Source organism: Nonomuraea sp. B19D2 (assembly GCF_040137845.1).
Taxonomy (GTDB): domain Bacteria; phylum Actinomycetota; class Actinomycetes; order Streptosporangiales; family Streptosporangiaceae; genus Nonomuraea.
The window spans coordinates 96,051-118,246 of record NZ_JBEFAK010000017.1 but is presented as its reverse complement, the minus strand read 5'-3'; the positions used below and the strand labels follow the sequence as shown (position 1 = coordinate 118,246).

27 protein-coding genes are annotated in these 22,196 nt (G+C 71.0%); 14 read left to right on the top strand and 13 right to left on the bottom strand.

Annotation, left to right across the window (positions count from 1 at the left end):
• Positions 1 to 41: 41 nt before the first annotated feature.
• Entirely contained in the window at positions 42 to 803 is a 762-nt protein-coding gene (locus ABN273_RS29415) for an ABC transporter permease (protein WP_349452287.1), read from the top strand.
• On the opposite strand, the gene ABN273_RS29410 is transcribed toward ABN273_RS29415, so the two are convergent.
• Positions 774 to 1,790, bottom strand: a complete 1,017-nt coding sequence (locus ABN273_RS29410; protein WP_349452286.1) for a LacI family DNA-binding transcriptional regulator — start codon at positions 1,788 to 1,790, stop codon at positions 774 to 776. The two genes, ABN273_RS29415 and ABN273_RS29410, sit on opposite strands and share 30 nt — an antisense overlap.
• A gap of 269 nt (positions 1,791 to 2,059) precedes the next feature.
• On the opposite strand from ABN273_RS29410, the gene ABN273_RS29405 reads away from it, so the two are divergent.
• Together ABN273_RS29405 and ABN273_RS29400 are read left to right on the top strand one after the other, a co-directional pair.
• Positions 2,060 to 2,839: a ThuA domain-containing protein gene (locus ABN273_RS29405; RefSeq protein WP_349452285.1), complete on the top strand. Its 780-nt coding sequence runs from the start codon at positions 2,060 to 2,062 to the stop codon at positions 2,837 to 2,839.
• Entirely contained in the window at positions 2,836 to 3,957 is a 1,122-nt protein-coding gene (locus ABN273_RS29400) for a Gfo/Idh/MocA family protein (RefSeq protein ID WP_349452284.1), read from the top strand. Before ABN273_RS29405 ends, ABN273_RS29400 begins: the two co-directional genes overlap by 4 nt.
• Here ABN273_RS29400 and ABN273_RS29395 read toward each other — a convergent pair.
• Entirely contained in the window at positions 3,947 to 4,600 is a 654-nt protein-coding gene (locus ABN273_RS29395) for a TetR/AcrR family transcriptional regulator (RefSeq protein WP_349452282.1), read from the bottom strand. The genes ABN273_RS29400 and ABN273_RS29395 overlap by 11 nt on opposite strands.
• A 22-nt stretch (positions 4,601 to 4,622) precedes the next feature.
• Here ABN273_RS29395 and ABN273_RS29390 point away from each other — a divergent pair, with 22 nt between their 5' ends.
• The gene (locus ABN273_RS29390) at positions 4,623 to 5,972 is read left to right on the top strand and encodes an MFS transporter (protein WP_349452281.1); all 1,350 of its coding nucleotides are present in this window, start codon (positions 4,623 to 4,625) and stop codon (positions 5,970 to 5,972) included.
• The gene (locus ABN273_RS29385) at positions 5,969 to 6,463 is read left to right on the top strand and encodes a hemerythrin domain-containing protein (RefSeq protein ID WP_349452280.1); all 495 of its coding nucleotides are present in this window, start codon (positions 5,969 to 5,971) and stop codon (positions 6,461 to 6,463) included. Before ABN273_RS29390 ends, ABN273_RS29385 begins: the two co-directional genes overlap by 4 nt.
• On the opposite strand, the gene ABN273_RS29380 is transcribed toward ABN273_RS29385, so the two are convergent.
• Together ABN273_RS29380 and ABN273_RS29375 are read right to left on the bottom strand one after the other, a co-directional pair.
• Entirely contained in the window at positions 6,464 to 7,537 is a 1,074-nt protein-coding gene (locus ABN273_RS29380; protein WP_349452279.1) for a TetR/AcrR family transcriptional regulator, read from the bottom strand.
• Between the two features lie 101 nt (positions 7,538 to 7,638).
• Positions 7,639 to 8,532, bottom strand: coding sequence for a LysR family transcriptional regulator (locus tag ABN273_RS29375; protein WP_349452278.1), 894 nt, complete (start codon positions 8,530 to 8,532; stop codon positions 7,639 to 7,641).
• A 151-nt stretch (positions 8,533 to 8,683) separates the two neighbouring features.
• Between ABN273_RS29375 and ABN273_RS29370 the strand changes: the two genes are divergently transcribed.
• From ABN273_RS29370 to ABN273_RS29340, 7 genes are all read left to right on the top strand, one after another.
• Entirely contained in the window at positions 8,684 to 9,496 is an 813-nt protein-coding gene (locus tag ABN273_RS29370) for an EamA family transporter (protein ID WP_349452363.1), read from the top strand.
• Between the two features lie 36 nt (positions 9,497 to 9,532).
• Positions 9,533 to 10,336 carry an SAM-dependent methyltransferase gene (locus ABN273_RS29365; RefSeq protein ID WP_349452277.1) on the top strand — a complete coding sequence of 268 codons (804 nt, stop codon included), beginning with the start codon at positions 9,533 to 9,535 and terminating at the stop codon, positions 10,334 to 10,336.
• 269 nt (positions 10,337 to 10,605) lie between these two features.
• Positions 10,606 to 11,958 (top strand): nitrate- and nitrite sensing domain-containing protein, encoded by a 1,353-nt coding sequence (locus tag ABN273_RS29360; RefSeq protein ID WP_349452276.1) that lies wholly within the window; start codon positions 10,606 to 10,608, stop codon positions 11,956 to 11,958.
• A complete protein-coding gene (locus tag ABN273_RS29355; RefSeq protein ID WP_349452362.1) occupies positions 11,898 to 13,064 on the top strand; it encodes a sensor histidine kinase in 1,167 nt (388 codons plus the stop codon). The genes ABN273_RS29360 and ABN273_RS29355 overlap by 61 nt, the downstream gene beginning before the upstream one ends.
• On the top strand, positions 13,057 to 13,482 hold the full coding sequence (locus ABN273_RS29350; protein WP_349452275.1) for a roadblock/LC7 domain-containing protein: 426 nt from the start codon (positions 13,057 to 13,059) through the stop codon (positions 13,480 to 13,482). The genes ABN273_RS29355 and ABN273_RS29350 overlap by 8 nt, the downstream gene beginning before the upstream one ends.
• Positions 13,479 to 13,829, top strand: a complete 351-nt coding sequence (locus ABN273_RS29345) for a DUF742 domain-containing protein (protein ID WP_349452274.1) — start codon at positions 13,479 to 13,481, stop codon at positions 13,827 to 13,829. Before ABN273_RS29350 ends, ABN273_RS29345 begins: the two co-directional genes overlap by 4 nt.
• Positions 13,810 to 14,391, top strand: a complete 582-nt coding sequence (locus tag ABN273_RS29340; protein ID WP_349452273.1) for a GTP-binding protein — start codon at positions 13,810 to 13,812, stop codon at positions 14,389 to 14,391. Before ABN273_RS29345 ends, ABN273_RS29340 begins: the two co-directional genes overlap by 20 nt.
• Before the next feature lie 26 nt (positions 14,392 to 14,417).
• On the opposite strand, the gene ABN273_RS29335 is transcribed toward ABN273_RS29340, so the two are convergent.
• The 4 genes from ABN273_RS29335 to ABN273_RS29320 all read right to left on the bottom strand — a co-directional run bounded on the left by ABN273_RS29335 (position 14,418) and on the right by ABN273_RS29320 (position 17,485).
• Complete coding sequence (locus tag ABN273_RS29335) at positions 14,418 to 15,218, bottom strand: SDR family oxidoreductase (RefSeq protein WP_349452272.1); 801 nt, start codon at positions 15,216 to 15,218, stop codon at positions 14,418 to 14,420.
• Complete coding sequence (locus tag ABN273_RS29330; RefSeq protein ID WP_349452271.1) at positions 15,215 to 16,429, bottom strand: PP2C family protein-serine/threonine phosphatase; 1,215 nt, start codon at positions 16,427 to 16,429, stop codon at positions 15,215 to 15,217. The genes ABN273_RS29335 and ABN273_RS29330 overlap by 4 nt, the downstream gene beginning before the upstream one ends.
• Positions 16,430 to 16,465: 36 nt before the next feature.
• Positions 16,466 to 17,029, bottom strand: a complete 564-nt coding sequence (locus ABN273_RS29325; RefSeq protein WP_349452270.1) for a hemerythrin domain-containing protein — start codon at positions 17,027 to 17,029, stop codon at positions 16,466 to 16,468.
• A 117-nt stretch (positions 17,030 to 17,146) separates the two neighbouring features.
• Positions 17,147 to 17,485: a hypothetical protein gene (locus ABN273_RS29320; RefSeq protein WP_349452269.1), complete on the bottom strand. Its 339-nt coding sequence runs from the start codon at positions 17,483 to 17,485 to the stop codon at positions 17,147 to 17,149.
• A gap of 118 nt (positions 17,486 to 17,603) precedes the next feature.
• Between ABN273_RS29320 and ABN273_RS29315 the strand changes: the two genes are divergently transcribed.
• Positions 17,604 to 17,837: a hypothetical protein gene (locus ABN273_RS29315; protein ID WP_349452268.1), complete on the top strand. Its 234-nt coding sequence runs from the start codon at positions 17,604 to 17,606 to the stop codon at positions 17,835 to 17,837.
• A gap of 130 nt (positions 17,838 to 17,967) precedes the next feature.
• Here the strand turns inward: ABN273_RS29315 and ABN273_RS29310 are convergent, their stop codons facing one another.
• The 4 genes from ABN273_RS29310 to ABN273_RS29295 all read right to left on the bottom strand — a co-directional run bounded on the left by ABN273_RS29310 (position 17,968) and on the right by ABN273_RS29295 (position 21,036).
• Complete coding sequence (locus ABN273_RS29310; protein WP_349452267.1) at positions 17,968 to 18,576, bottom strand: dihydrofolate reductase family protein; 609 nt, start codon at positions 18,574 to 18,576, stop codon at positions 17,968 to 17,970.
• A gap of 206 nt (positions 18,577 to 18,782) precedes the next feature.
• Entirely contained in the window at positions 18,783 to 18,977 is a 195-nt protein-coding gene (locus ABN273_RS29305; protein ID WP_349452266.1) for a CsbD family protein, read from the bottom strand.
• 105 nt (positions 18,978 to 19,082) lie between these two features.
• The gene (locus ABN273_RS29300; RefSeq protein WP_349452265.1) at positions 19,083 to 20,045 is read right to left on the bottom strand and encodes a 2-hydroxyacid dehydrogenase; all 963 of its coding nucleotides are present in this window, start codon (positions 20,043 to 20,045) and stop codon (positions 19,083 to 19,085) included.
• Positions 20,046 to 20,133: 88 nt separating this feature from the next.
• The gene (locus tag ABN273_RS29295; protein ID WP_349452264.1) at positions 20,134 to 21,036 is read right to left on the bottom strand and encodes a DNA-3-methyladenine glycosylase family protein; all 903 of its coding nucleotides are present in this window, start codon (positions 21,034 to 21,036) and stop codon (positions 20,134 to 20,136) included.
• A gap of 104 nt (positions 21,037 to 21,140) precedes the next feature.
• Between ABN273_RS29295 and ABN273_RS29290 the strand changes: the two genes are divergently transcribed.
• Positions 21,141 to 21,368: an antitoxin gene (locus ABN273_RS29290; protein WP_349452263.1), complete on the top strand. Its 228-nt coding sequence runs from the start codon at positions 21,141 to 21,143 to the stop codon at positions 21,366 to 21,368.
• 7 nt (positions 21,369 to 21,375) lie between these two features.
• On the opposite strand, the gene ABN273_RS29285 is transcribed toward ABN273_RS29290, so the two are convergent.
• Positions 21,376 to 22,176: an MBL fold metallo-hydrolase gene (locus tag ABN273_RS29285; RefSeq protein ID WP_349452262.1), complete on the bottom strand. Its 801-nt coding sequence runs from the start codon at positions 22,174 to 22,176 to the stop codon at positions 21,376 to 21,378.
• Positions 22,177 to 22,196: the final 20 nt, after the last annotated feature.

Sequence of the window (22,196 nt, the reverse complement as noted above, 5' to 3'; positions counted from 1 at the left end):
CTGGAGGACGTGTTCATGGAGGTCGTCGGGAAGTGTGCGCCGTGAACACGATCGCCGCCGAGTGGATCAAGTTGCGCACGCTGCGTTCGACCTGGTGGGCGCTGGGCATCGGTGTCCTGCTGTCGCTCGCGCTCACCATGCTCGGCGCCACCACCGTCATCTCGCGCTGGGACCCGGGCCGCACGCCCGACCAGGCAGCCATGGGCATCATTGTGGCCGTCTACGTGGGAGTGATCCTGGGCCAGCTGCCGTTCGGCATGCTGGGCACGATGACGATCAGCGGCGAGTACGCGTCCGGCATGATCGACACGACCCTGGTGGCCATGCCATCCAGAGGGCGGGTGCTGGTGGCCAAGGCGGCGGTGCTGGGCGGGGCCGCGACCGCCGCCTCGCTGCTCATCGCGATTCCCGGCTATCTCTTCGGGCGGCTCGTGGCCGCGGAGTTCCACCCCTCGCTGCTGCCCGCCGAAGTCTGGAAGGTGATCGGCGGCGGCACGCTCATGATCGCGGCGACCACCCTGCTCGGACTGGCGCTCGGCGCGATCCTGCGCAACGGGGCCGTGGCGACCGCGGCGCTGGTGGCGATCGTTCTCCTGCTGCCGTTCGTCGCCAACATGCTGCCCTGGGGCGAGGAGGTCAACAGCTTCCTGCCGACGTGGCCGGCGCTCCAGCTGATCGAGCAGTTGCCCGACATCATGCCGACCTGGGCGGCGTTCACCGTGCTCGCCGGGTGGGCGGTGGTCCCGCTGCTGATCGCAGTGATTGTGCAACGGCTACTGGCGAGCCGGGGCGGGGCCGACTGATTGGCCCGGCACCAGGGTGCAGGGGATGAGGGTGTGCGGAGGGGCGTCCTGGACCCCTTCGAGCTGGTCGATCAGGGCGTTCACGCCGAGGTGTCCCAGCTGGGCGGCCGGTGCCGCCATGACGGTGAGGGACGGCTCGATCATCTCGCCGAACTCGGCGCTGGTCGCCGCGGAGATGACCGACAGGTCGTCCGGTACGGCGCGGCCGAGCGCTCGTGATCCCTTGACCAGCCCCGCCGAGGCGCGCTCGTTCACCAGGATGACGGCCGTCACCTCCGGGAAGTCCTCGCTGAGCCGGCGGGCCGCCTCCCGCCCGCCGGCCGACGTGCCCTCCACGGCGATGACGGCGGCCGGCTCGCCGAGGGCCCCTATCGCGTCGAGGTACGCGGATTTCACCCGCATGATCCAGCCGGGCTCGTTCCCGGACGGGGCCTTCATGCGCAGGGTGACGAGCGCCATGCGCCGGTGGCCGAACGACCGGAGATGCTCGACCGCCTGGTCGATCGTGGTGGCGAAGTCCATGTCGACGAACGGCAGGTCCTCGTTCTCGGTCCGTCCGATCAGCGCGAAGGGGAGCCGTGAGGCGATGAGCCGGTCGACGCGGGGGTCGCGGAGCTGGACCTCCATGAGCAGCGCGCCGTCGACGAGGCCGCCGGCGAGCAGGTGCGACATCTGCTCGTCGTCGTTCACGGGCCACAGCACGAGGTCGTAGCCGCGCGCGCGAGCGCCCTGGGCGGCGCTCATGACGATCTGGTTGGCTGTGGCGTTCGGCCAGGCCTCGCGGCAGGGGTGCAGCAGCGCGAGGATGCGCGTGCGCGAGCTGGCCAGGGCGCGGGCGACGACGTTTCGGCGGTAGTCCAGCTCCTCGATGGCCGCCTCGATGCGGGCCCGGGTCTCCGGCGCGACCCGCTTGGTGCCGTTGATGACGAAGGAGACCGTGGCGATGGAGACATTGGCTCGCTCCGCGACGTCGCGCATCGTGACCATAGATGCTGCCTCCCGGCTCGTGAGGACGCGCGAAGAGCAGGGTAACCCTATCGCGGCTTCTTCGGTAAATCGCTTAACCAGTTATTGACATCACCCGACGACAGGCGCAACATACTTCACATGCGAGCGTGGTTAAGCGCTTTACCGACTGTTGTCCATGTCGTGGGAGCGATGCATCCCGCATCTCCTGGCTCTCTCCGTGACTCATCCGCCAGTCGAATCCTGGGCCGGCGCCGTCAGTGGCGCGAGCAAGTGAGAAAGGAATGTGCGTGAAAATAAACGTCACAGTATGGGGCGAGAACCGCCACGAGCAGGTCGAACCCCGTGTGGCCGAGATCTACCCCGACGGCATGCACAACGCCATCCGCCGGGGCATCGAGGGCTGGCTGGGCGAGAAGGCGACCGTCGCCACGGCCACGCTCGACGATCCCGAGCACGGCCTGACCGAAGAGGTGCTCGCGAACACCGACGTGCTCACCTGGTGGGGTCACGCCGCTCACGCGGAGGTGGCCGACGAGGTGGTCGAGCGGGTGCACCGGCATGTCCTGTCGGGAATGGGGCTGATCGTGCTGCACTCCGGCCACTGGTCGAAGATCTTCACCAAGCTCATGGGCACCACGTGCACGCTGCGCTGGCGCAGCGAGAACGACCGCGAGCTGGTCTGGACGGTGAACCCGACCCATCCCATCGCCCGCGGCATCCCGCACCCCATCGAGATCCCCGCCCAGGAGATGTACGGCGAGCAGTTCGACATCCCGGTGCCCGACGAGCTCGTCTTCATCAGCTCCTTCACCGGCGGCGAGGTCTTCCGCAGCGGATGCACCTTCCGGCGCGGCAACGGCAAGATCTTCTACTTCAGCCCGGGCGACCAGGACTATCCGGTGTACCACCATCCGGACGTCCTGCACGTCATCGCCAACGGCGTCGAGTGGGCGGCCGGCGACCGGTCACGGCGCGAGCTGCCGACCCTGCTCCGCTACGACACGGGCGACTTCTTCAACGGGCACGGCTACCGCGGTGCGATGCACAACAAGGAGCACGCCGAGTGAGCCCTTTCGCCCGGGCCGCCGACCCGGCACGCCCGCTCCGTGTCGTGCAGGTCGGGGCGGGCGCGATGGGCCGCGCCTGGATGGGAACCCTGACCGCCTCCGACGACGTCGAGCTGGTCGGGGTGGTCGACCTCGACACGGACCTGGCGCGGGCGGCCGTACGAGCCGTCGGCGGCGAGGCCGAGGTGGGCGCCTCGCTCAGCGAGCTCATCGCGTCCACCGCGCCGGACGCCGTCGTGAACGTCACCGTTCCGGCGGCGCACGGCGCGGTCAACACCGAGGCGTTGTTCGCCGGGCTGCCGGTCCTGTGCGAGAAACCGGCGGCGCCGACCCTCGCGGAGGCGCTCGTCCAGGCCGCGGCCGCCGAGGCGTCCGGTCAGCTGCTGATGATCAGCCAGTCGCGCCGGTACTTCGCCGCCCTCGCGGAGTTCCGTCGCCGGATCGCCGAGCTCGGCACGGCCGGGCTGCTCACCACCGGCTTCTTCCGCGGCCCGCGGTTCGGCGGCTTCCGCGACGAGATGGAGCAGCCGCTGCTGGTCGACATGGCCATCCACGCCTTCGACGCGGCCCGCTACCTGCTCGGCGCGGAGCCGGTCTCGGTCGTCTGCGAGAGCTGGAACCCGGCCTGGAGCTGGTACCGGGGCGACGCGGCGGCGACGGCGAACTTCCTCTTCGACGACGGCGCCCGCTACGTGTTCACCGGCAGCTGGTGCGCGGACGGTCTGGAGACGTCCTGGAACGGCGAGTGGCGGGCCTCGGGCTCCGCGGGCACGGCCACCTGGGACGGTGAGGACCGCGTCGCCTCCAGTGTCAGCGGCGCGGCCAGCGTGCCGCCGGGAGACGACGAGCAGATCGCCGGAGCGCTCGTGGAATTCGTCGCGGCGCTGCGCACGGGCGTGGAGCCGTCCGGAACGATCGCCCGCAACATCCGCAGCCTCGCCATGGTCGCGGCAGCGGTCCGCTCCGCCGAGTCGGGCCGGCGCGTCGAGATCGACGCGCTGCTGGACGAGGCCTACCGGGACGCGCTGTCCCGTCCCGTGCCCGAGGAGATCCGTACGAGGCTCGAGTCGTGGGGAACGCCGGCGGCCGCGCTCGCGGGCGACATAGTCACGAGCTAGCCGGCATCGGCAGCAGGCCGTGCACGATCGCCCGCACCCCCTTTTCGTAGGTGTCGCGGGCGGTCAGCTCCTCCCAGCGTTCGCCCAGCGCGGCCAGGCGTGGTAGCTCGGCCGCGTCGAGGTTCGCGAACAGCCGGCTGCGATGCGTCGGCTTGCCGCCCTCGCGCCGGCGCCCGGCGGCCGCCCGCGCGCTGATCTCACCCGCGGTGTAGTGCCAGATGATCCGGTACAGGTCCACGGCTGTCTCCGGGGTGAGCCCGGCGCGTACGGCCGCATCGATGATCGTCTCCGGGTACCACAGCGCGTGGACGGACACCAGGTCGTCGGCTCTGAGCACCTCGACGGTCCACGGCACGCCGATCAACGCCTGCCGCATGGCGATGGCGGCGGCCACGATGCGCTCGCCCTCGCCGTCGGGCAGCTCCGGCCTGGGCATGCCGCTCGCGTAGTCGTCGAGGAGCAGCTGGAGCAGCTCGTCCTTGTCCTGGACGTGGTGGTAAAGAGCCATCGGCGTGGTGCCGACCTCGCGGGCCAGCCTGCGCATGGTCAGGCCAGATACGCCCTCCTCGTCGATGATGCGGTGGGCCGCGGACACGATGTCCGCTCTGGAGATCTTGGGGGGCCGCCCCGTGCGCGCCGACATCCTGCCATGCTACTTTCTATACATGTATAAAAAGTCCCCTTGGGCGGCCGTCGGCGTACTCGCGTTCGCCGTGGCCGTGGGAACCCTGCAGATGACCGCGGTGGTGCCCCTGCTTCCCGTGCTGCAACGCCAGCTCCAGGTGCCGCTCACCTCCGTCTCCTGGACCGTGACCTCCGCGCTGCTGTCCGGCGCGGTCTCCATCCCGCTGCTGTCGCGCCTCGGTGACCTGTACGGCAGGCGGCGCGTGGTCATGGCCACCCTCGGCATGCTGATCGCCGGGGCGCTGCTGAGCGCCGTGGCCACCACGCTTGTCCTGGTCATCGCCGGCCGGGTGCTGCAGGGCGTGGCCGCGCCCCTGCTGCCGCTGTCCATGGGCATGGCCAGGCAGCAGGTGGCACGCGACCGGCTCCCGACGGCCATCGGCGTGCTGAGCGCCATGATGGGGGTCGGCAGCGGCGCGGGCATGATCCTCGCGGGCCTGGTCGGCGGCACGTACCAGGCGCTGTTCTGGATCCTGGCCGGGCTCGGCGCGGTCGCTTTCGTGCTGGTCGCCCTCTTCGTCCCCGAACCTTCCCGGCCCGCGCCCGACGGGCGTCCCGATCTCGCGGGCGCCGCGCTGGTGGCCGCCTGGCTGGTCTGCCTGCTTCTGGCCATCACCAAGGGCGCGGCCTGGGGCTGGACCTCCCCGCCCACCTTGGGACTGCTCGCGGCGGGCGTCGCGGTGTTCGTCATCTGGGTCGCGACGGCCCGGCGTACCGCGTCGCCGCTGATCGAGATCTCCATGCTGACGCACCGCGGGACGGTGGGCGCGACGGTGGCGTCGCTGCTGCTCGGGTTCGCGCTGTTCGGCGTCATCACCACGCTGTCGTCCGTGGCGCAGACGGCGCTGGGCGCCTCTGTGCTCCAGGTCGGCCTGTACCTGCTGCCGACGGCGCTGCTGATGCTGACGGTCTCGCTGTTCGCGGGCCGTCTGATGCGCCGCTTCCCGGCCTCGTCACTGGTCGGCAGCGGATCTTCGCTGGTGGCCGTGGCCGCCCTGTGGCTGAGCCTGGCGCACCACCGCTCGTTCGACCTGTACGGGGCCGCGCTCGTCCTGGGCGTGGGCATCGGCCTCGGCTACGCGGCGCTCGGCACGATGGCCGTCGAACACGTCGAACCCGCCAGGACGGCGGCGGCCGGCGGCGTGAACGCCCTGGTCAGGCTGGTCGGAAGCAGCCTGGCGGGAGCGGTGACCGCGGCCATGATGTCCGGCTCAGGTGCGGGATGGAGCTTCGGCGCCGCGGCGCTCGCGGCCCTGGTCTCAGCGATTTTCGGCTACGCGCATGGTGCTCTGGCCCGGGTTCCCGGCCTGGCGAAGGAGGAGCCGGCATGACCCACGACGACGACACGACGGGCCGGCGGCTGATCGCCTGGGGTGACGAGCTGGTGAAGCCGCACGACGGGTTCCGCCGCGATCTCGCGGAACTGCGGCGTACGTCCAGCTGGAGCCCGAGCATCCGGGAGCACTGCCTGACCTTCTGCGAAGCCCTGCACACCCACCATGCCGGCGAGGACGGCGTGCTCTTCCCGCATCTGGACGGCCTGCATCCCGAACTGGCCGCGGTGCTGACCCGGCTGCGCGGCGAACACCAGGTGGTCGGGCGCCTCCTGGCACAGATCCGGACCCTGCTGGACGCAGGTGGCGGCGCCGAACTCGCGACCGAGCTCGACCGGCTCGGAGCACCGCGCGGTCGTCAGCCCGCCTCGAACCACACGGCCTTGCCTGCGTGGGTGAGATCGACACCCCAGCGCTTGGACAGCAGATGGACCATGAAGAGCCCACGCCCGCCTTCGTCGCTTGGGCGTGCTCCACGGCATTGCTGATCAGGAAAGTGGGCCGGCGGTCGCGGCCGCGTGGGCGGCGCCCCGCCCGGTGGCCCGGGCGACGATCTTGCCTGCCTGGACGCGTACCGCGGCCTCGGTGGCGTCGTCGATGTCCGGGATTCCGATGGCCGAGGCGATGGTGGCGTGGTCGTCGAGGACGAGGCGCAGGGAGGGCAAGGCGTCCGGCGCGAACACGCGTCGCAGGCAACCGGTGAGGTCGCCGATCCTGAGCCGGACGAGACGTCCGAGCTCGGCGGGATCACCGGTGACCACGGCCACGGTGACGCGGTCGCCCGGGTGGGCGGCGCGGACGGCTTCCTCGGCCGCCTCCAGCCGGCCGGCGCCGAGGACCGCGATCACGCCGTCGGCGTCGAACCCGGCCTGGTGGCCGCTGATCTGGTCCGGCAGCTCCGCCGGCGGCTGCCAGGCGTCCCGGACAGCTTGCGCGGGGGCGACGTAGGGCAGGTGCGGCGGGTCCCACGTGTCGGCGAGGTCGAGGCCGGTCAGGTGCCGGCAGGCCTGTGTCACGTCGAAGGGATCCCCGAAACCGGGCGCCGCGTCGGCCAGGTGGCCGGCTCCGTTCAACAGCGTGAGGACCAGCTCGGCCAGCCGCACCCGCCGCGGGTGGCGTGGTACGCGGGACTCCAGCGCGAGGGCGAGCAGCAGCGCCTCCAGCCTGGTGATCTGGGCCAGCGCGGTGCGGCCTGGCTCGTCGTCGAACACCCCGGCCAGCGAGCGCAACTGCAGCTTCCCGCCGGCGGGCGTGTCGCCGGTCAACGGCAGCCGTTCGAGCCAGACGCGAGCGAACGCGCTCAATGCCGCCGCCAGGGAGGACGACGACGGCGCCGCCGCCGCCGCGCCAGGGTGTTCGATCGAGTCGATGAGGACCGCGAGGTAGAGCGCGCGCTTGCTCGGGAAGTTCGAGTACACCGCGCCACGGGTCAGCTCGGCCCGCTCCGCGATCCGGTCGACCTTGGCGTCGGCGTATCCGCGCTCGGCGAACTCCGCCCTCGCCGCGGCCAGCACGGCCGCTCGGGTGCGTTCCTGCTGCTGCGCCCGGGTCAGCCTGGCCACCGCGGCCCCCTCACCTCACTCGGATGTTCGCACCATCTGAACGATACAGCGCACCGCGGACCTGGACCTGTTCGGCGCGGGGGAGCGCTGACCGCTGGGGATCACGGCGGCGTGCTCACCTGGTTGGTGATGTGGTCGACGAAGAGCCGTACGCCGGGCCAGTCCCATCCGCCCGGCCGGGTGACCGCGTACATGCGACGCCGCGCGTCGATACCGGACAGCGGGACGAAAGCGACGTCTTTGCGCGCGGGCAGGAAATCCGGCACCAGCGCGATGCCCAGGTCGGCCTCGACGATGTCCAGCACCAGCTCCAGGCTGTCGGCCCGATGGGCCACGAGGGGTGTGAAGCCGGCCAGCGCGCAGACTCTCGCCACGAGCTCGTCGTCGGCCTTGCCGCGCGAATTGAGCACCCATGACGAACCGGCGTAGGCGGCCAGCGCCGCCGGGGAATCCACCTCGGCCGGCACGTGGCCGTGTGCCGGCACGGCCAGCACCAGAGGCGTCTCGCAGAGCAGCAGCGAGGGGCTGTCGCAGGTCCAGGGCACCAGGTTGTAGTCGTAGACGAAGCCCAGGTCGATCAGGCCGTCGTCGAGCAGGCCCAGCACCTCGTCGGGCTCGTGCTCGTGCAGCTGCGGCCGCAGCGCCGGATGCGAGCGCGCCAGGAGGCGCGCGACCGGCAGCAGGTCACGGGAGATGGCCCCGGCGTAGGCCGCGATGCGCACCACCCCGCTCGGCTCGGCCTGCGGATCCAACGCGGAGCGTGCCTCCGCCACCGCCGCGAGGATTCCCCTGCCGTGCTCGGCCAGCCTGCGCCCGGCCGGGGTGAGCCGTACCCCGCGGCCCGCGGGCTCGACCAGGGCTGTGCCCATCTCCCGCTCCAGCGCCGCGAGCTGCTGGGAGACGGCCGAGGTGCCGTAGCCGGTGGCCGTGGCCACGGCGCGGAGCGTGCCCCGCCGTTCGAGCTCGACCAGCACGCGTAGCAATCGAGTGTCCACCTGGCCAATTATCCACTGATCGCGGACAAACAGTCCGCGATTACGTGGTGGACGCGGATGGTGGCGATCGGCTGACATATATCGCGTGACAAATGCCTCCCTTATCAAGACCTCGCCGGCCGCGTCCCGCCATCAGGTGGGGCCGGTGGCGATGACGGTCGGTTCGATGGCCTGCGTACAGATCGCCGCGGCGGCCTCCACCGGGTTGTTCTCGAGCGTGGGACCGGCCGGAAGCTCCTGGCTCAGGCTCAGCTTCGCCGCCGTGCTGTTCGTGGCCGTCGCCAGGCCGCGGGTCTGGGCCATTCCCCGCGCGGACCTGGGCTGGTCGGTGGTGCTCGGCGTGGTCACCGGGGCGATGACGGTCCTGTACGTGGAGGCCATCGCGCGCATCCCGCTGGCCATGGCCACCGCGCTGGAGTTCCTCGGGCCGCTGGCGGTGGCCGCGCTGCGCCGCTCAGGGCGGTGGGGCCTGGCATGGCCCGCGCTGGCGCTGGCCGGTGTGCTGGCGCTGACCCGGCCGTGGCAGGGCGACGCGGACCTGGCCGGGGTGGCGCTGGCGCTCGGCGCGGCCTCCTGCTGGGCCGCGTACATCCTGCTCACGCAGCGGGTGGGCGAGCGCCTGCCGGGCGTGCAGGGGCTGGCCATCTCGATGCCCGCCGCCGCGGCGGCCACGGCGGTGGTCGGCGTGCCGCAGGCGCTGCCCGGGCTGTCGGCGCAGGTGCTGTGGCAGTCGGCAGCGCTGGCGCTGCTGCTGCCGGTCCTGCCCTACACCCTGGAACTGCTCGCCCTGCGCCGGCTGCCCAGTGCGGTGTTCGGCGTGCTGATGTGCTTGGAGCCCGCGATGGCGGTGCTGGTCGGCCTTGTGCTGCTCGGGCAGGCGCCGGCTGTGGTCCAGGTGGCCGGGATCGCGCTGGTGACGGTCGCGGGGATCGGCGCGAGCCGCATGGATCGTTCGTTGCGTTAACGTGGGTAGCGGATGATCACGAATGGAGGCCGGGGAATGACGGAGCAGGGCGGTGGCGTGTCGGCGGGGATCGACGTCACCAGGCCGAGTGTCGCCCGTATGTACGACTACTACCTCGGAGGAAAGGACAACTTCGAGATCGACCGGGAGGCCGTGCGGCGGGTGGAGAAGGCGATGCCCGAAGTCCGTCAGCTGGCTCAGGAGAACCGGGCCTTCCTTCGTCGCGCGGTGCGGTACATGGCCCGGCAGGGGATCCGGCAGTTCATCGACATCGGCTCCGGCCTGCCCACCGTGGGCAACACGCACGAGATCGCGAAGCAGATCGTCCCGGACGCCCGCGTGGTCTACGTCGACAACGACCCGGTCGTGCTGCAGCACGGTCGCGCGCTCCTGGCGACCGACCAGCACACCGCGGTGGCCGCCGCCGACATGCGGCGCCCGGCCGGGGTTCTGGACCATCCGGAAACCGCCAAGCTCATCGATTTCAGCGAGCCGGTCGGCGTCCTGATGATCGCCATGGTGCACTTCCTCACCATGGACGAGCAGGGTTCGGTCATGAGCGAGCTGCGTGACGCCCTGTCGTCCGGGAGCCACTTCACGGCCACTCACGTCACCCGCGACGGTCACTCGGCGGACGCGGTCGCCCAGATCGAGACCGTGTACGCGGCCACGCCGACGCCCATCTACTTCCGCGAGCACGCGGAGGTCGCCCGCTTCTTCGATGGGTTTGATCTGGTAGATCCCGGTCTGGTCACCATCGACACGTGGCACCCCGACCCGGAGGACCCGGCCCCCGCGGCCACGAGGTGGCTGTACGGAGGTGTCGGCCGCAAGCCTTGAGAGCCACCTGCGGGTGACGGCGGCCGTCATTCCGAGTCCGATTATGATCACTCTGCGTGAGATGCCAACCGTTACGGTCACGAACCGTGTGCTGACAAAGAGTCAACCCGCCATTCGTGTTGATTCTTCGCATCCGCACCTTGAAGTACATCTGCCCCATCGGCATAGTGGACGGACCACAATGCCAGTCGTGGTGGAGGCTCTCGGGGGCGGTGCCGGTTCACGACTGCCCAGCGGCGCATCGCCATGCGCGGAATTGGACAAGAAGGATGAGCTCGCCCCCACCGATCCGTACCAAGCTGCTCAGGATCCTCCTGCTTCCGCTGGTCTCCATGGTCGCCTTGTGGGGGTTCATCGCCTACTCGAGCGCGTCGGAGATCGTCACGGTCTCCCAGGCGCAGGACCGCTGGGAGGCCATCGGCTCGCCGGTGCTGCAGCTGATCGTCGAGTTACGGCGGGAACGCCAGCTCTCGGCGGAGGCGCCACGCGGCACGGCGGCGTATGCGCCGCTGACCGCACAGCGGCGGACCACCGACGCCAAGGTCGAACGCCTGAGCCAGATCATCGGATCGGTTGACGCGCAGTCGGCGGGCGCGACCCCGGCCCAGGTGCACGCGCTGTTGCAATCGCTCGACGGGCTACAGGCACTGCGCGAGTCCGCCGACGGCGGCGCGCTCGCTCCGCCGCTGGCGATCATCGACGCGTACAACAACCTGATCAGCGTCGCCAACAAGCAGTTCAACGACCGCGACGCGCTGAGCGACGTCTCGTCCTTCCGATCGGTGCGCGGCATGGCCGCCTACAGCGCCACGGCCGAATACCTGGGCCGCGAGCACGCCGTGCTCACCAGCACGATGGTGCAGCGGAGGATGACGCCGACCGACCGGGCCGCGTTCGTCGCCGCGTTCACCAGCCGCAGGATCGTCTTCACCAACGCCGAGCGCGATGTCGGTCCCGAGCTGCGGGTGAACTTCGACAAGCTGGTCGACAGCGGCGCGTACCGGCGGCTGGTGGAGACGGAGGACGAGCTGTTCACGTGGGACACCAGCGGTGGCGCGCCGCCGGTGGACCCCGCCGAGTGGAAGAGCGACGTCGACTCCCTCATCGGCGCGATCGACCGCGACACCCAGACGGAGCTGGCCCGCACCACGGCGGAGGCCGAGGCGCTGAAGACCGGGGCGTACTGGCGGATCGGACTGGTCCTGGTCCTCGGCCTGGCGGCGGTGCTGGCGTCGGTGGTGCTGTCGTACCGGTTCGGTCGCTCGCTGATCTCCGAGCTGCGGCGGCTGCAGGGGTCGGCGGTGGAGCTGGCCGAGCAGCGGCTGCCCTGGCTGGTCGAGCGGCTGCGCCGCGGTGACGACGTGGACCCGGCCACCGAGGCGCCCGACCTCGCCCCGGCCGACACGGCCGAGGTCGATCGGGTGGTGCCGCCGTCCGCCGCACGGCGGTCGAGGCCGCGGTGGGCCAGGCGACGCTGCGCAAGGGCGTCGGCCAGGTCTTCCTCAACCTGGCCCGGCGCAACCAGGCGCTGCTCCACCGCCAGCTCGCGCTGCTCGACACCATGGAGCGCCGGGTCGACGAGCCGGACGTCCTGGAGGACCTGTTCAAGCTCGACCACCTGACCACCCGCATGCGGCGGCACGCCGAGAACCTGATCATCCTGTCCGGCTCCGTCCCCGCGCGGCGCTGGCGCGACCCGGTGCCGCTGTTCGACGTCGTACGCGCGGCGGTGCTGGAGGTCGAGGACTACACCCGCGTCACCGTCGTGCCGATGCCGGGCGCCCCGCTCCTGGTCGGCGGCGTGGTCACCGACGTGATCCACCTGGTCGCCGAGCTGGTGGAGAACGCCACCGCCTTCTCCCCGCCCGACACGACCGTGCACGTCCGGAGCATGACGGCGGCCAACGGCTTCGCGCTCGAGGTGGAGGACCGGGGCCTGGGACTGAACCAGGCCAACCTCGACGAGCTCAACGCCAAGCTGGCCGACCCGCCGGAGTTCGACCTGGCCGACAGCGACCGGCTCGGCCTGTTCGTGGTGTCCAGGCTCGCGGCCCGGCACGGGATCAAGGTCTCGCTGCGCCGCTCGCCGTACGACGGGACCACCGCGATCGTGCTGCTGCCCGCCACCCTGCTCGCCAACGTCCAGCCCCAGGTCGCGGCCCCGGCGGAACGCCAGGCGGAGCACGTCGTCGCCCGCGTGAGCAGGCCCATGCGCGCGCTCGGCACGGCTCCCGCCGAGGCCCGGCCCCAGGTCGTCTCCGTGGAGCCCGAGCGCGGGACGTGGTTCGAGGCTCCCGCCCCGAGGACGGATCCGATGACGAGGACGGACCCGATGACCGATTCCGGGCCGCAGCCCGAGCATGTCACCGAGCCGCAGCGCGAGCCTGTCACCAGGCCGCACCCTGAGCCTGTCACCGGGCCGATTCCGACGCCGGTTCCCGGCTCCGCCACGCCTTCCAGCCCGTCCGCCGAGTGGAGCGTCACGGTCCCGGCCCAGGCGGCGGACGAGGACCTGGACGGGCTGCCGATGCGGGTGCCGCAGACGAACATGGCCCCTCAACTCCGTGCCGCCGCCGGGCGCGCGGACCGGCGCACCGTCCCCGGGCGCTCGCCGGAGGAGCTCGCCCAGCTCATGTCGTCCATGCAACGCGGCTGGCAGCAGGGTCGCCGCCAGGCGGAGCAGGGACGAGATCTGTGGAACCGAAAGGACGACCATCCCGATGCCTGACCCCAAAAGTGAACTGAGCTGGCTGCTCGACGACCTCACCCAGCGCGTTCCCGGCATCAGGCACGCCATCGTGCTGTCCGCCGACGGGCTGGCCATGGGCGGCTCCCGGGGCCTGACCCGGGAGGACGCCGAGCACCTGTCCGCCATCTCCGCCGGCAGCCACAGTCTCGCCATGGGCGCCGGACGGCACTTCGGCCTGGGCGGCGTACGGCAGACGATCATCGAGATGGAGGAGGGCTTCCTGTTCGTCACCGCGGCCGGACAGGGCGCCCGGCTGGCCGTGCTCGCCTCGGGCGACGCCGAACTGGGCATGGTCACGTACGAGATGGCACTCCTGGTCAAGCGGGTCGGCGAGCACCTCTCCGCGCAGCCGAGGGGAGCGGCGCCGGCACCCGCCTGGAACGGCGCGACACCGTGACCGGAGAGGATCCCGGGCCGCTGCTCCGGCTGTTCGGGCTGACCGGGGGCCGGGCGAGGCCGCAGGGCGAGTCGTTCGACCTGGTGGCCATCGTCACGACGGTCAGCGGCTCCTTCGAGACCGCGGAACTGATTCCGGAGCACCGCACCGTGCTGTCGGTGTGCCGGACGCCCACGCCCGTGGCGGATGTCGCGGCGCACCTCGAGCTGCCACTCAACATCACCCGGGTGATCCTGGGCGACCTGCGGCGGGAGGGGCTCATCAGCATCGAGCGTCCACGCCCCGTGGCGCAGACGATCGACGAACGGATTTACAGGGAAGTTCTGCATGGACTACGCAGCCTCTGAGCCGGGGGCGACGGCGGTCGCCTCCGCCCTGGCCATCAAGATCCTCATCGCGGGCGGCTTCGGCGTCGGCAAGACGACCATGGTCGGCACGATCAGCGAGATCCGGCCACTGCACACCGAGGAGTTGCTGAGCGAGCGGAGCGTCGGGGTGGACGACACCTCGGGCGTGGAGTCCAAGATCACGACCACTGTCGCGCTGGACTTCGGCCGCATCACCATCCGCGATGGGCTGTGGCTGTACCTGTTCGGCACCCCCGGGCAGGACCGCTTCTGGTTCATGTGGGACGAGCTGGCCCTGGGCGCGCTCGGCGCCGTCGTACTGGCCGACACCCGCCGCCTGGATGACTGCTTCCCCGCGGTGGACTACTTCGAGCAGCGCGGCGTCCCGTTCGTGGTGGCCGTGAACTGCTTCGACGGCGCCCGCCGCTACGACCCGGCCAAGGTGCGGCGGGCGCTCGCGCTGAACGAGAAGATCCCGATCGTGCTGTGCGACGTGCGGGAGCGCGCGTCGGTCAAGGAGGTGCTCACGACACTGGTCACGTACGCGGTGAAGGGCGTCTGACCGGTCCCGGCGTCACAACAGGCCATTCATCCGGTACGCCAGCCGCCCGAGTCGAGGGCGCCGGCCGCCTGCGGGCCCATCAACCCCAGCCCGCCGTCGACGAACACGGTCGTCCCCGTGACATAAGACGAGGACGGGCTCGCCAGGAAGGCCACGACCGCGGCCACCTCGCGGGCGTCCCCGGGCCGGGACACGGGGTAGCCAGGCCTGGTGCCGGGCTGCGGCGGCAGGTCCTCCTGCCCGGTCATCGGGGTGGCGATCTCGCCGGGCGCCACGGAGTTCACGGTGATGCCATACTCCGCCAGCTCCAGCGCCAGGACACGGCTGAGCATGCGCAGCCCGCCCTTGGCCGCGCAGTACGGGCCCGCGCCGACCCTCGGGTACTCCTCGTGAACGCTGGTGACGTTGACGATGCGGCCACCCCTGCCCGACGCGACCATGCGCTTGGCGGCCCGTTGCGCGCACAGGAACGCCCCGTCGAGGTCCACCGCCAGGACGGAGCGCCAGCGTTCGTAGCCGGTCTCGAGCAGCGGCTCGCTCGTGCCGGTGCCGGCGTTGTTGACCAGCACACCGACCCCGCCCAGCTCCTCGGCCAGCTCGTCGACGACCGCCGACGCCCGCTCGGGGTCGGTCAGGTCGTGCCTGCGCACCGCCGGCACCTGGCCCAGCCCGCGTACCAGGCTCGCTGTGTCCTCCGCGCCCTCGCGGTCCATGTGGTACGTGATGCCGACGTCGAAACCCTGCTCGGCCAGGGCCACGGCGGTGGCCTTGCCGATGCCGGAGTCCGCCCCCGTCACGATCGCCACCTGGTCGTACGCGTCACTCATGATCTTCCCTTCGGGAAAGCCGATCCGGCGAAACCGTGCCATTCGGTCACCACTACGGTGGCGTCGTCGTGCAGCTCGCCGTCGTGGTAGTCGAGGATGCTCCTGATCAGCCGGCGTAGCGTCTCCGGGACCGGAAGGCTGGAGCTGCTGTGGCGCACGATGAAGTCCACGAATCGGGTAAGCCCGAACTCGCGGCCCTGGGCGGCGCCGGCTTCGACGATGCCGTCGGTGTACAGCAGCAGCCGATCGCCCGGCTCCAGCTGCTCGTGGCAGACCGTGACGGGCATGTCGAGGTCCAGGCCGAGAGGGTGGGCGGGCGGGCACGTCAACGTGGTGATCCAGCGGCCGCCGCGGATCAGCACCGGCAGCGGGTGGCCGCGGTTGATCCAGGTGAGCAGGCCGGTGCGCAGGTTCAGATCGGCCATGACGGCGGTCACGTACCGGGTGCCGCGGCCGAACTCGCTGATCAGCACGCGCTCGATCGCCTGGCTGTTCGCCGTGAGATCCATGTCCTGGCGGCGGTGATTGCGGCTGGCGGCCATGGCCAGGTTGGCCGTCAGGCCCGCCGCGACGTCGTGGCCCATCGCGTCGAAGACGGCCAGATGAAGGGTGTCGCCGTACAGGGCGTAGTCGAACACGTCGCCGCCCACCTCGTAGGCGGGCTCGATCACGGCGCCCACGGTCACTTCCGGGGTGGAGAAGGTCAGCCGCGGGAGTAGCTGCCGCTGCATCTCCGCGGCCACGTTCATCGGTCTCGAACGCACCAGGCGCTGATACTTGTCGCTCTGCGTGCGCTGGCTGACGACGAGGAGCGCGATCAGCGCGGCCAGCTGGACGGCGGCCTGCGGGACGGCGGCCGTGGCACTGCCGACCCGTAGCAGTCCCAGCCGCTCGGTGCCGTCCAGCAGCGGAACCCACCAGTAGCGCTCGCCGCGGTCCCCGCTCTGCGGCAGGACGCGTACCTCCTGGAAGGCCCGTCCCGCCAGGGTGCCGTCCACCCGCAGCTCGTCGGCCGGCTCGTCATCCGCGTCGCGGGACCGCAGCCGGCGCAACGTCACTTGCTGCAGGTCCGCCAGGTAGATCGCCACCTCCCCGAGGCCGGCCAGCGCGGCGCTCTCGGTGGCCAGCGCCGGCAGGCGCTCCAGCGTGCTCGTGTGGCTGGCCTCGAGCAAGGTGACCAGCATGCGCTCGATTCCGCAGGATTCGCTCATGCCTCCCTACCGGTTCATCACCGACGTCGTGACGGGTCAGGAGCGTCCCCGGCCGGTGATGGCATCCCGGATGCGGTCCACGAGCCCGGCTCCCGGCGCCAGCAGCTTGTTGGCGGGCGGGGTGTCGGGCGCGGCGGGGTGCGGGCGGGTCGGGGCCAGCTTCTTGGCCTTCTGCACCTTGCCCCCCAATTCCGTCAGCTGCTCAGGCGTGCAGGCCTCGCGCAGCCGCGGGAACAGGTCGTTCTCCTCCTCGCGGATGTGGGCGCGGATCTGGCTCATCAGGAGCTCCATGGTGGGCCAGAACTCCCTTTCGTTCGGCTCCAGAGCTTCCAGCCGCTTCATCGTCTGCTCCGCCTCGGCGTGCTCGGTGATCTCCTGGTTGGCCAGCTTGTTGCCGCCGGGCACGTGCTCGCGCACGGCCGGATACAGGTACTCCTCCTCGGCGATCGAGTGCCGGACCAGCTCGATGACCACCTTTTCCGCCAGCGTCTTGGCCGGCTCACCGATGCCGCCGATCATGTGCTCCAGCTCGCCGAACATCTGCTCGACCTCGCGGTGATCGGTCACGAGGACCTCGATCACATCCTGTTGTGTGGCCATGACGGCTCCCTCCGTGTCGTCTGGCTTGTGCCCGCGGACGACGGCGGGTCTACCTTGCCCCGTGCCCGGTGACAGGGGTCAAAACGTGCTGGAGGGCCGGTGCGGCCCAACAAGCCGTCAAGCCGTGGCAACCCAGGGCATATCGCGGACCGACGGGTGCTGGCGGGTGGCTGGACCGGCCGCGCCGACGTCGGCCGGCTCCTGAGGGGCGCGGTCATGAGCCGGGTCGTCGTGATGAATGGGGTGAACGGTGATGAGGAGATCGGCCAGGGCGGCGTGGACATAGGCGATGGCCTGCGTCAGCTCCTCACGTTCGGTTGCGGCTGTGGCGGAGTGATCGAGCTGGCGGGTCAGCGTTCGCAGCCGCGTGCCGAACCGGGCGCACTCACCGATGACGTACGTGGCGACTTCGGCGATATCAGCCCCATCCACCGGTTGGTGATCGATTGTGCTCATCCCATCACACTAGGTTGATCCGTGCGGCAAGGCCGCAAGGCGCGTATACCGGCGGCGAGAACTTGACCTGCGCATTAAACCGTTTGTGGCCCATATGGGCATTCCGCCACGATCAGGTATGACGGTGACACAGGACCTGCTCGCCTACTACGAGCAGGACAGGGAGCACGCTCGGCTTCGCGAAGGGCGCGGCCGGTTGGAGTTCTGGCGTACCCAGGACGTGCTGCGCCGCACGCTTGAGGACCCGGAATGCCGGGCCCTCATGCTCGGCGCCCAGCGCTCGATGGAATCCGTCCCGTCCCTTCTCGGAGTCAGCGGCCACATGCTCACCGTCTCCCGGCGGGAGCGGTGACCAGGCATCGGCGGTTACCGAAGATCCGCAGAAAGCCGTGGCCTTCAGGCCGGGATGAATGCGGTCCCCGTCAGGGGATGGCCCGCCGAAGGCGGGACGGGAATCCTCGCCGTTCACGGCGGGGTGCAGGTCAAGCGACGGAGCCGTAGGAGGGCTTGCCGGCCCACTCGTAGGTGATGTAGACGACGCCGGCGTCGGTGGTGGTGGTGCCGGTGTGCTTGAGCGCGGCCGGGGTGGTTCCCTCGGCGAAGAGCCGCTTGCCCTCCCCGAGGACGACGGGGAAGACCAGCAGGCGGTATTCGTCGACCAGCTCGGCCGCCTGCAGCGAACGGATGAGGTCGCTGCTGCCCTGGACGAGGATCTCGCCGTCGGTGTTCCGCTTGAGCTCGGCCACCGTCTGGGCGGCCTCGCCCACCAGGACCTGGGTGTTGCGCCACGCGGCGGTCATCGGCGTCCTCGTGGTGACGTACTTGGGCATGCTGTTGATCTTGGCGCCACCCTCCTCGTCGGGCACGCTGGGCCAGTACGAGGAGAGGATGTCGTACGACTTGCGGCCCAGGAGCATGCCGTCGGCGCGGTCGAGCTGCTCGCCCATGATCTGGCCGAACCCCTCGTCCACGTACGGGGGCAGCCACCCGCCGTGGGGGAAGCCGTTGGAGTCGTCCTCGCCGGGCCCGCCGGGAGCCTGCATGACGCCGTCCAGCGACACGAAAGTCGAAACCACCAGTTTGCTGGCCATCTGCCACTCCTTGTCCGACGGGTCTCTCGAGACCCGCTGTTTTCATGTGCCCTCAGTGTGGCGAAGGCCGTTTAAGGATTCCTTATGGCTTCCCTAAGGCGCGGGCGGAGACCGGCGTACGCGTCTCGCGGCACGGAAGGGGCAGCCCAAAGCGGCCCGCCCTCGCGCCGTAAGACGTGAGGGCGGGCCCCTAACCTGAGCGGCCGTCACTTCTTGAAGACGCCCTTGACCTTCCGGCCGGCGTCCTTGATCTTCTCTCCGGCCTGCTTGGCGCCTCCCTTGGCCTCGTCGGTGCGCCCCTTTTCCCGCAGCCGTTCGTCGCCGGTGGCGTGCCCGATCGTCTTCTTCGCTCGCCCCTTGAGCTCCTCGGCCTTGTTGCGGATCTTGTCCTTGGCGCTCATGTCCATGCCTTTCTGGTCGTATCCCCCCGGAAGCTCCGTATCCCCCGGACGCACTTCCACTTTCCGGACAAACGACGCAGAAACCCCGGCACTAGCGCGGGATCCTCAGTTCACGGGCGTGAGGGGGGCGCGCCCGGCGAGGACGGCGGCCGCGTTCGCCACCGACAAGCCGCACATCCGCTCGCGCGTCGCCGTTCCCGCGCTGCCGATGTGCGGTGTGAGCACGGTGTTCGGGAGCTTGGCCAGCTCGGGGTCGACCCGCGGTTCGTCCTCGAAGACGTCCAGCCCGGCGGCGGCGAGCGCCCCCGACCGCAGCGCCTCGATCAGCGCCCGCTCGTCGACGATGCCGCCCCTCGCGGTGTTGACCAGGATCGCCGTGGGCTTCATGCGGCGCAGCGCGGCGGCGTTGATGAGGTGCCGGGTCTCGGGCGTCAGCGGGCAGTGCAGGGTCACCACGTCGCTGCGCCCAAGGAGCTCGGGCAACGGCACGAACTCGACGCCGAGGCGGTCCTCGTCGGTGAGCGGCGAGGACGTGGGCGTGGCGAGAACGGACATGTCGAACGCCCGGGCGCGACGGGCCACCGCCCGCCCGATCCTGCCGTACCCGACCACGCCGAGGGTCGCGCCGGCGCTGAGGTCGATGCCGAGCATCATCCGCGGCCCCCAGATCCAGGGGGTCCCTTCGCGGATCAGCCGGTCGCCGTCGAGCACGCGGCGTGAGGTGGCCAGGATCAGCGCGAAGGCCAGGTCGGCGGTCGCGCCGTCCAGGACGCCGGGGGTGTTGGTCACCCGCACGCCGCGCTCGGTGGCGGCGGCCACGTCGATGTTGTCGTAGCCGACAGCCGTGTTGGCGACCACGCGCAGGCCGGGCCCCGCGGCGTCGAGCACCTCCGCGTCGATCCGCTCGGTCAGCGTGCACACCACCGCCGCCGCGCCCGCCACGTCGCGCAGCAGCGTGGCACGGTCGGGCGGCTCCTCCCCGCCGACGATCACGGGATGGCTCAGCTCGCGGACCTTCGCCATGGCGGCGTCGGTCAGCGTGCGGGTGACGTAGATGTGGTTGTCCATCTGCCCTTCTCCGTCGATGGGACCGGCCCCCACTACTATGCCGCGACCGTTCGCGGCGGGAGGCGGCGGGATCGGGCCGGAGCCCGCCTCACCGGGCCGCCGCTCGTTCCTGATCGTCCGTGACGCCGTAGGCGGTCGCCCGGAACAGGAAGGAGGCCCAGGAGCGGTAGGGCCGCCAGGCATCGGCCAGCTTCCGGTACGCGGCCGAAGGCGCGTCCTCGGGCAGCCCGTACGCCTCGCGCAGGATGCCGAACAGGCGTGGCTCGTCGCCGGGGAACGCGTCGGGGGCGCCCGCGCCGCGGATCAGGATCAGGCCCGCGGAGAACGGCCCGACGCCGGGCAGGGCGCGCAGCTCGGCGAGGGCCTCCTGCGGGTCGAGCGCGCGCAGGTGCTGGGCGGTGAGCAGGCCGTCGAGCGCGGCCTGGGCGAGGCCGCGCAGCCACTCCTCCTTCTGCGCGGGCAGGCCCAGCCCGCCGGCCTCCAGCAGCGTCACGGGCGGGGGGAAGGCCGCATACGTCCGCCCGTCCACGGTGACCTGCGCGCCGTAGCGCTCGGCGATGCGTTGCTTGATCCGGGAGGCGATGAGCATCGAGGAGCGCTGCACGATGACCGCCCAGCACGCGGCCTCCCACGGGCTCCAGAAGCAGACCGGGCGCAGGCCGGGGGAGAGCCGCTGCAGGTCGCCGAGCACCGGGTCGGCCTGCCCGAGCGCGGCGAAGCCGGTGCCGTCGACGTCGAGGGAGAGGATGCGCGCCACCTCACCCCGGATGCCCGGCCCGGCCGGGCGGGTCGTGGCGACGGCCACGCCGCCCGGCGCGGCGGTCACCCGCACACCGATCGGCAGCCAGTCGGACTCGGCGCAGTAGGCGAAGCGCAGCGCCTGCCCGTCGGACGGCAGCGTGCTGGTGGCCGGCCAGTCCTCGACGAAGCGCAGCGAGGCGCCGAAGTCGAACGGGCCCTCGGCGGTGAGAGTGAATCCGTGCGTGGTCATGCGCCGCATGGTAGGGGCCCGGGCCGACATGCCGGCCCTCCGGGCGGTGAATGTGCTGGATGCGGGGGTAGAGGCCGGGCGTAGCCGGAAGGAAGGGGATGGTCATGGGCCGCATAGGGGAGTGGCTGAAGAAGGTGGAGAGCCTGGCCAGAGGGCATTCCAGGCAGGCGGACCAGCTGCTGGACCGCGCCGAGAAGCTCGCGAAGGAGCGGACCGGCCACAAGTACGACGAGCAGATCTCGAAGGGCGCCGACGCCGTGCAGCGCCGCTACGGCGGTGGCCGCGGCGAGGGCGGCGTTCAGGAAGAGAAGCGGCGCGAGGGCGGGAGCTGAGCCACGCTCACCTGTCCTCGACGAAGGTCAGGTAGCGGTCGGCTGAGCGGCGGACGGCCTCAGCGCCGTCCGCGTACACGACGCGCTTCCACCAACCCCCATAAACCCTGTCGAACGCGTACGGCTCCAGCAGGTCCAGGGCACGGCGCACTACGTGCGGACGTTCGGGGATGAAGTTCGGGTAGCTGTAGATGAAGCTCACCCAGCGCCGGTCCTGGACGACCGTGAGGATGTCTCCCGAGAACAGGGCGCCCTGGGACGACGAGTGGAGCACCTGGCCGCCCTCGAAGTGCACGCCCGCGTTGATCAAGGTGAGGTCCTCGGACAGCCGGTGCGTGTCGCCCTCCCAGAAGACCACCGCGTCGTCCGGCCTGCCCACCCACTGCCTGTCGGAGGCGTGGATGTACACGGGGGCGTCGAAGGCGTGCGCCCACTCGATCATGGAGCCGTAGAAGTGGGGGTGGCTGATGGCGATGGCCGCCACTCCGCCCAGCTCCCTGACCTGGGCGACCAGGTCGTCATCCAGGTAGGAGACCATGTCCCAGAGCACGTTGCCCTCGGGCGTGCGGATGAGCAGGGCGCGCTGGCCGATGGCCGTGGGCGGGGCGGTGCCGACGCCGATCACGCCGGGGCCCTCCTCCTCGACCCGGCCCCGATGGCCCTCGGCCGCCAGGCCCGCCATCGTGGTCCACCGCTGGCCGTCCCAGCCGACGTACTGGCGCTCGTCCTCGCAGATCGGGCAGTCGGGGCGCGGCTCGCCGTACTGGACGCCGCATGTGCGGCAGATGGGGAGATCCGACGGTGGCATGCGGCCAGCATATGACCTTG

Bases quoted from the DNA above. Each gene is read 5' to 3' on its own strand.
- ABN273_RS29295 (WP_349452264.1), bottom strand. From the start codon at position 21,036: ATGACCACGCACGGATTCACTCTCACCGCCGAGGGCCCGTTCGACTTC.
- ABN273_RS29410 (WP_349452286.1), bottom strand. From the start codon at position 1,790: ATGGTCACGATGCGCGACGTCGCGGAGCGAGCCAATGTCTCCATCGCC.
- ABN273_RS29310 (WP_349452267.1), bottom strand. From the start codon at position 18,576: ATGGCCAGCAAACTGGTGGTTTCGACTTTCGTGTCGCTGGACGGCGTC.
- ABN273_RS29385 (WP_349452280.1), top strand. From the start codon at position 5,969: ATGACCCACGACGACGACACGACGGGCCGGCGGCTGATCGCCTGGGGT.
- ABN273_RS29330 (WP_349452271.1), bottom strand. From the start codon at position 16,429: ATGAGCGAATCCTGCGGAATCGAGCGCATGCTGGTCACCTTGCTCGAG.
- ABN273_RS29320 (WP_349452269.1), bottom strand. From the start codon at position 17,485: ATGAGCACAATCGATCACCAACCGGTGGATGGGGCTGATATCGCCGAA.
- ABN273_RS29305 (WP_349452266.1), bottom strand. From the start codon at position 18,977: ATGAGCGCCAAGGACAAGATCCGCAACAAGGCCGAGGAGCTCAAGGGG.
- ABN273_RS29360 (WP_349452276.1), top strand. From the start codon at position 10,606: ATGAGCTCGCCCCCACCGATCCGTACCAAGCTGCTCAGGATCCTCCTG.
- ABN273_RS29370 (WP_349452363.1), top strand. From the start codon at position 8,684: ATGACGGTCGGTTCGATGGCCTGCGTACAGATCGCCGCGGCGGCCTCC.
- ABN273_RS29355 (WP_349452362.1), top strand. From the start codon at position 11,898: ATGGAGCGCCGGGTCGACGAGCCGGACGTCCTGGAGGACCTGTTCAAG.
- ABN273_RS29390 (WP_349452281.1), top strand. From the start codon at position 4,623: ATGTATAAAAAGTCCCCTTGGGCGGCCGTCGGCGTACTCGCGTTCGCC.
- ABN273_RS29395 (WP_349452282.1), bottom strand. From the start codon at position 4,600: ATGTCGGCGCGCACGGGGCGGCCCCCCAAGATCTCCAGAGCGGACATC.
- ABN273_RS29325 (WP_349452270.1), bottom strand. From the start codon at position 17,029: ATGGCCACACAACAGGATGTGATCGAGGTCCTCGTGACCGATCACCGC.
- ABN273_RS29340 (WP_349452273.1), top strand. From the start codon at position 13,810: ATGGACTACGCAGCCTCTGAGCCGGGGGCGACGGCGGTCGCCTCCGCC.
- ABN273_RS29335 (WP_349452272.1), bottom strand. From the start codon at position 15,218: ATGAGTGACGCGTACGACCAGGTGGCGATCGTGACGGGGGCGGACTCC.
- ABN273_RS29285 (WP_349452262.1), bottom strand. From the start codon at position 22,176: ATGCCACCGTCGGATCTCCCCATCTGCCGCACATGCGGCGTCCAGTAC.
- ABN273_RS29365 (WP_349452277.1), top strand. From the start codon at position 9,533: ATGACGGAGCAGGGCGGTGGCGTGTCGGCGGGGATCGACGTCACCAGG.
- ABN273_RS29300 (WP_349452265.1), bottom strand. From the start codon at position 20,045: ATGGACAACCACATCTACGTCACCCGCACGCTGACCGACGCCGCCATG.
- ABN273_RS29290 (WP_349452263.1), top strand. From the start codon at position 21,141: ATGGGCCGCATAGGGGAGTGGCTGAAGAAGGTGGAGAGCCTGGCCAGA.
- ABN273_RS29315 (WP_349452268.1), top strand. From the start codon at position 17,604: ATGACGGTGACACAGGACCTGCTCGCCTACTACGAGCAGGACAGGGAG.
- ABN273_RS29350 (WP_349452275.1), top strand. From the start codon at position 13,057: ATGCCTGACCCCAAAAGTGAACTGAGCTGGCTGCTCGACGACCTCACC.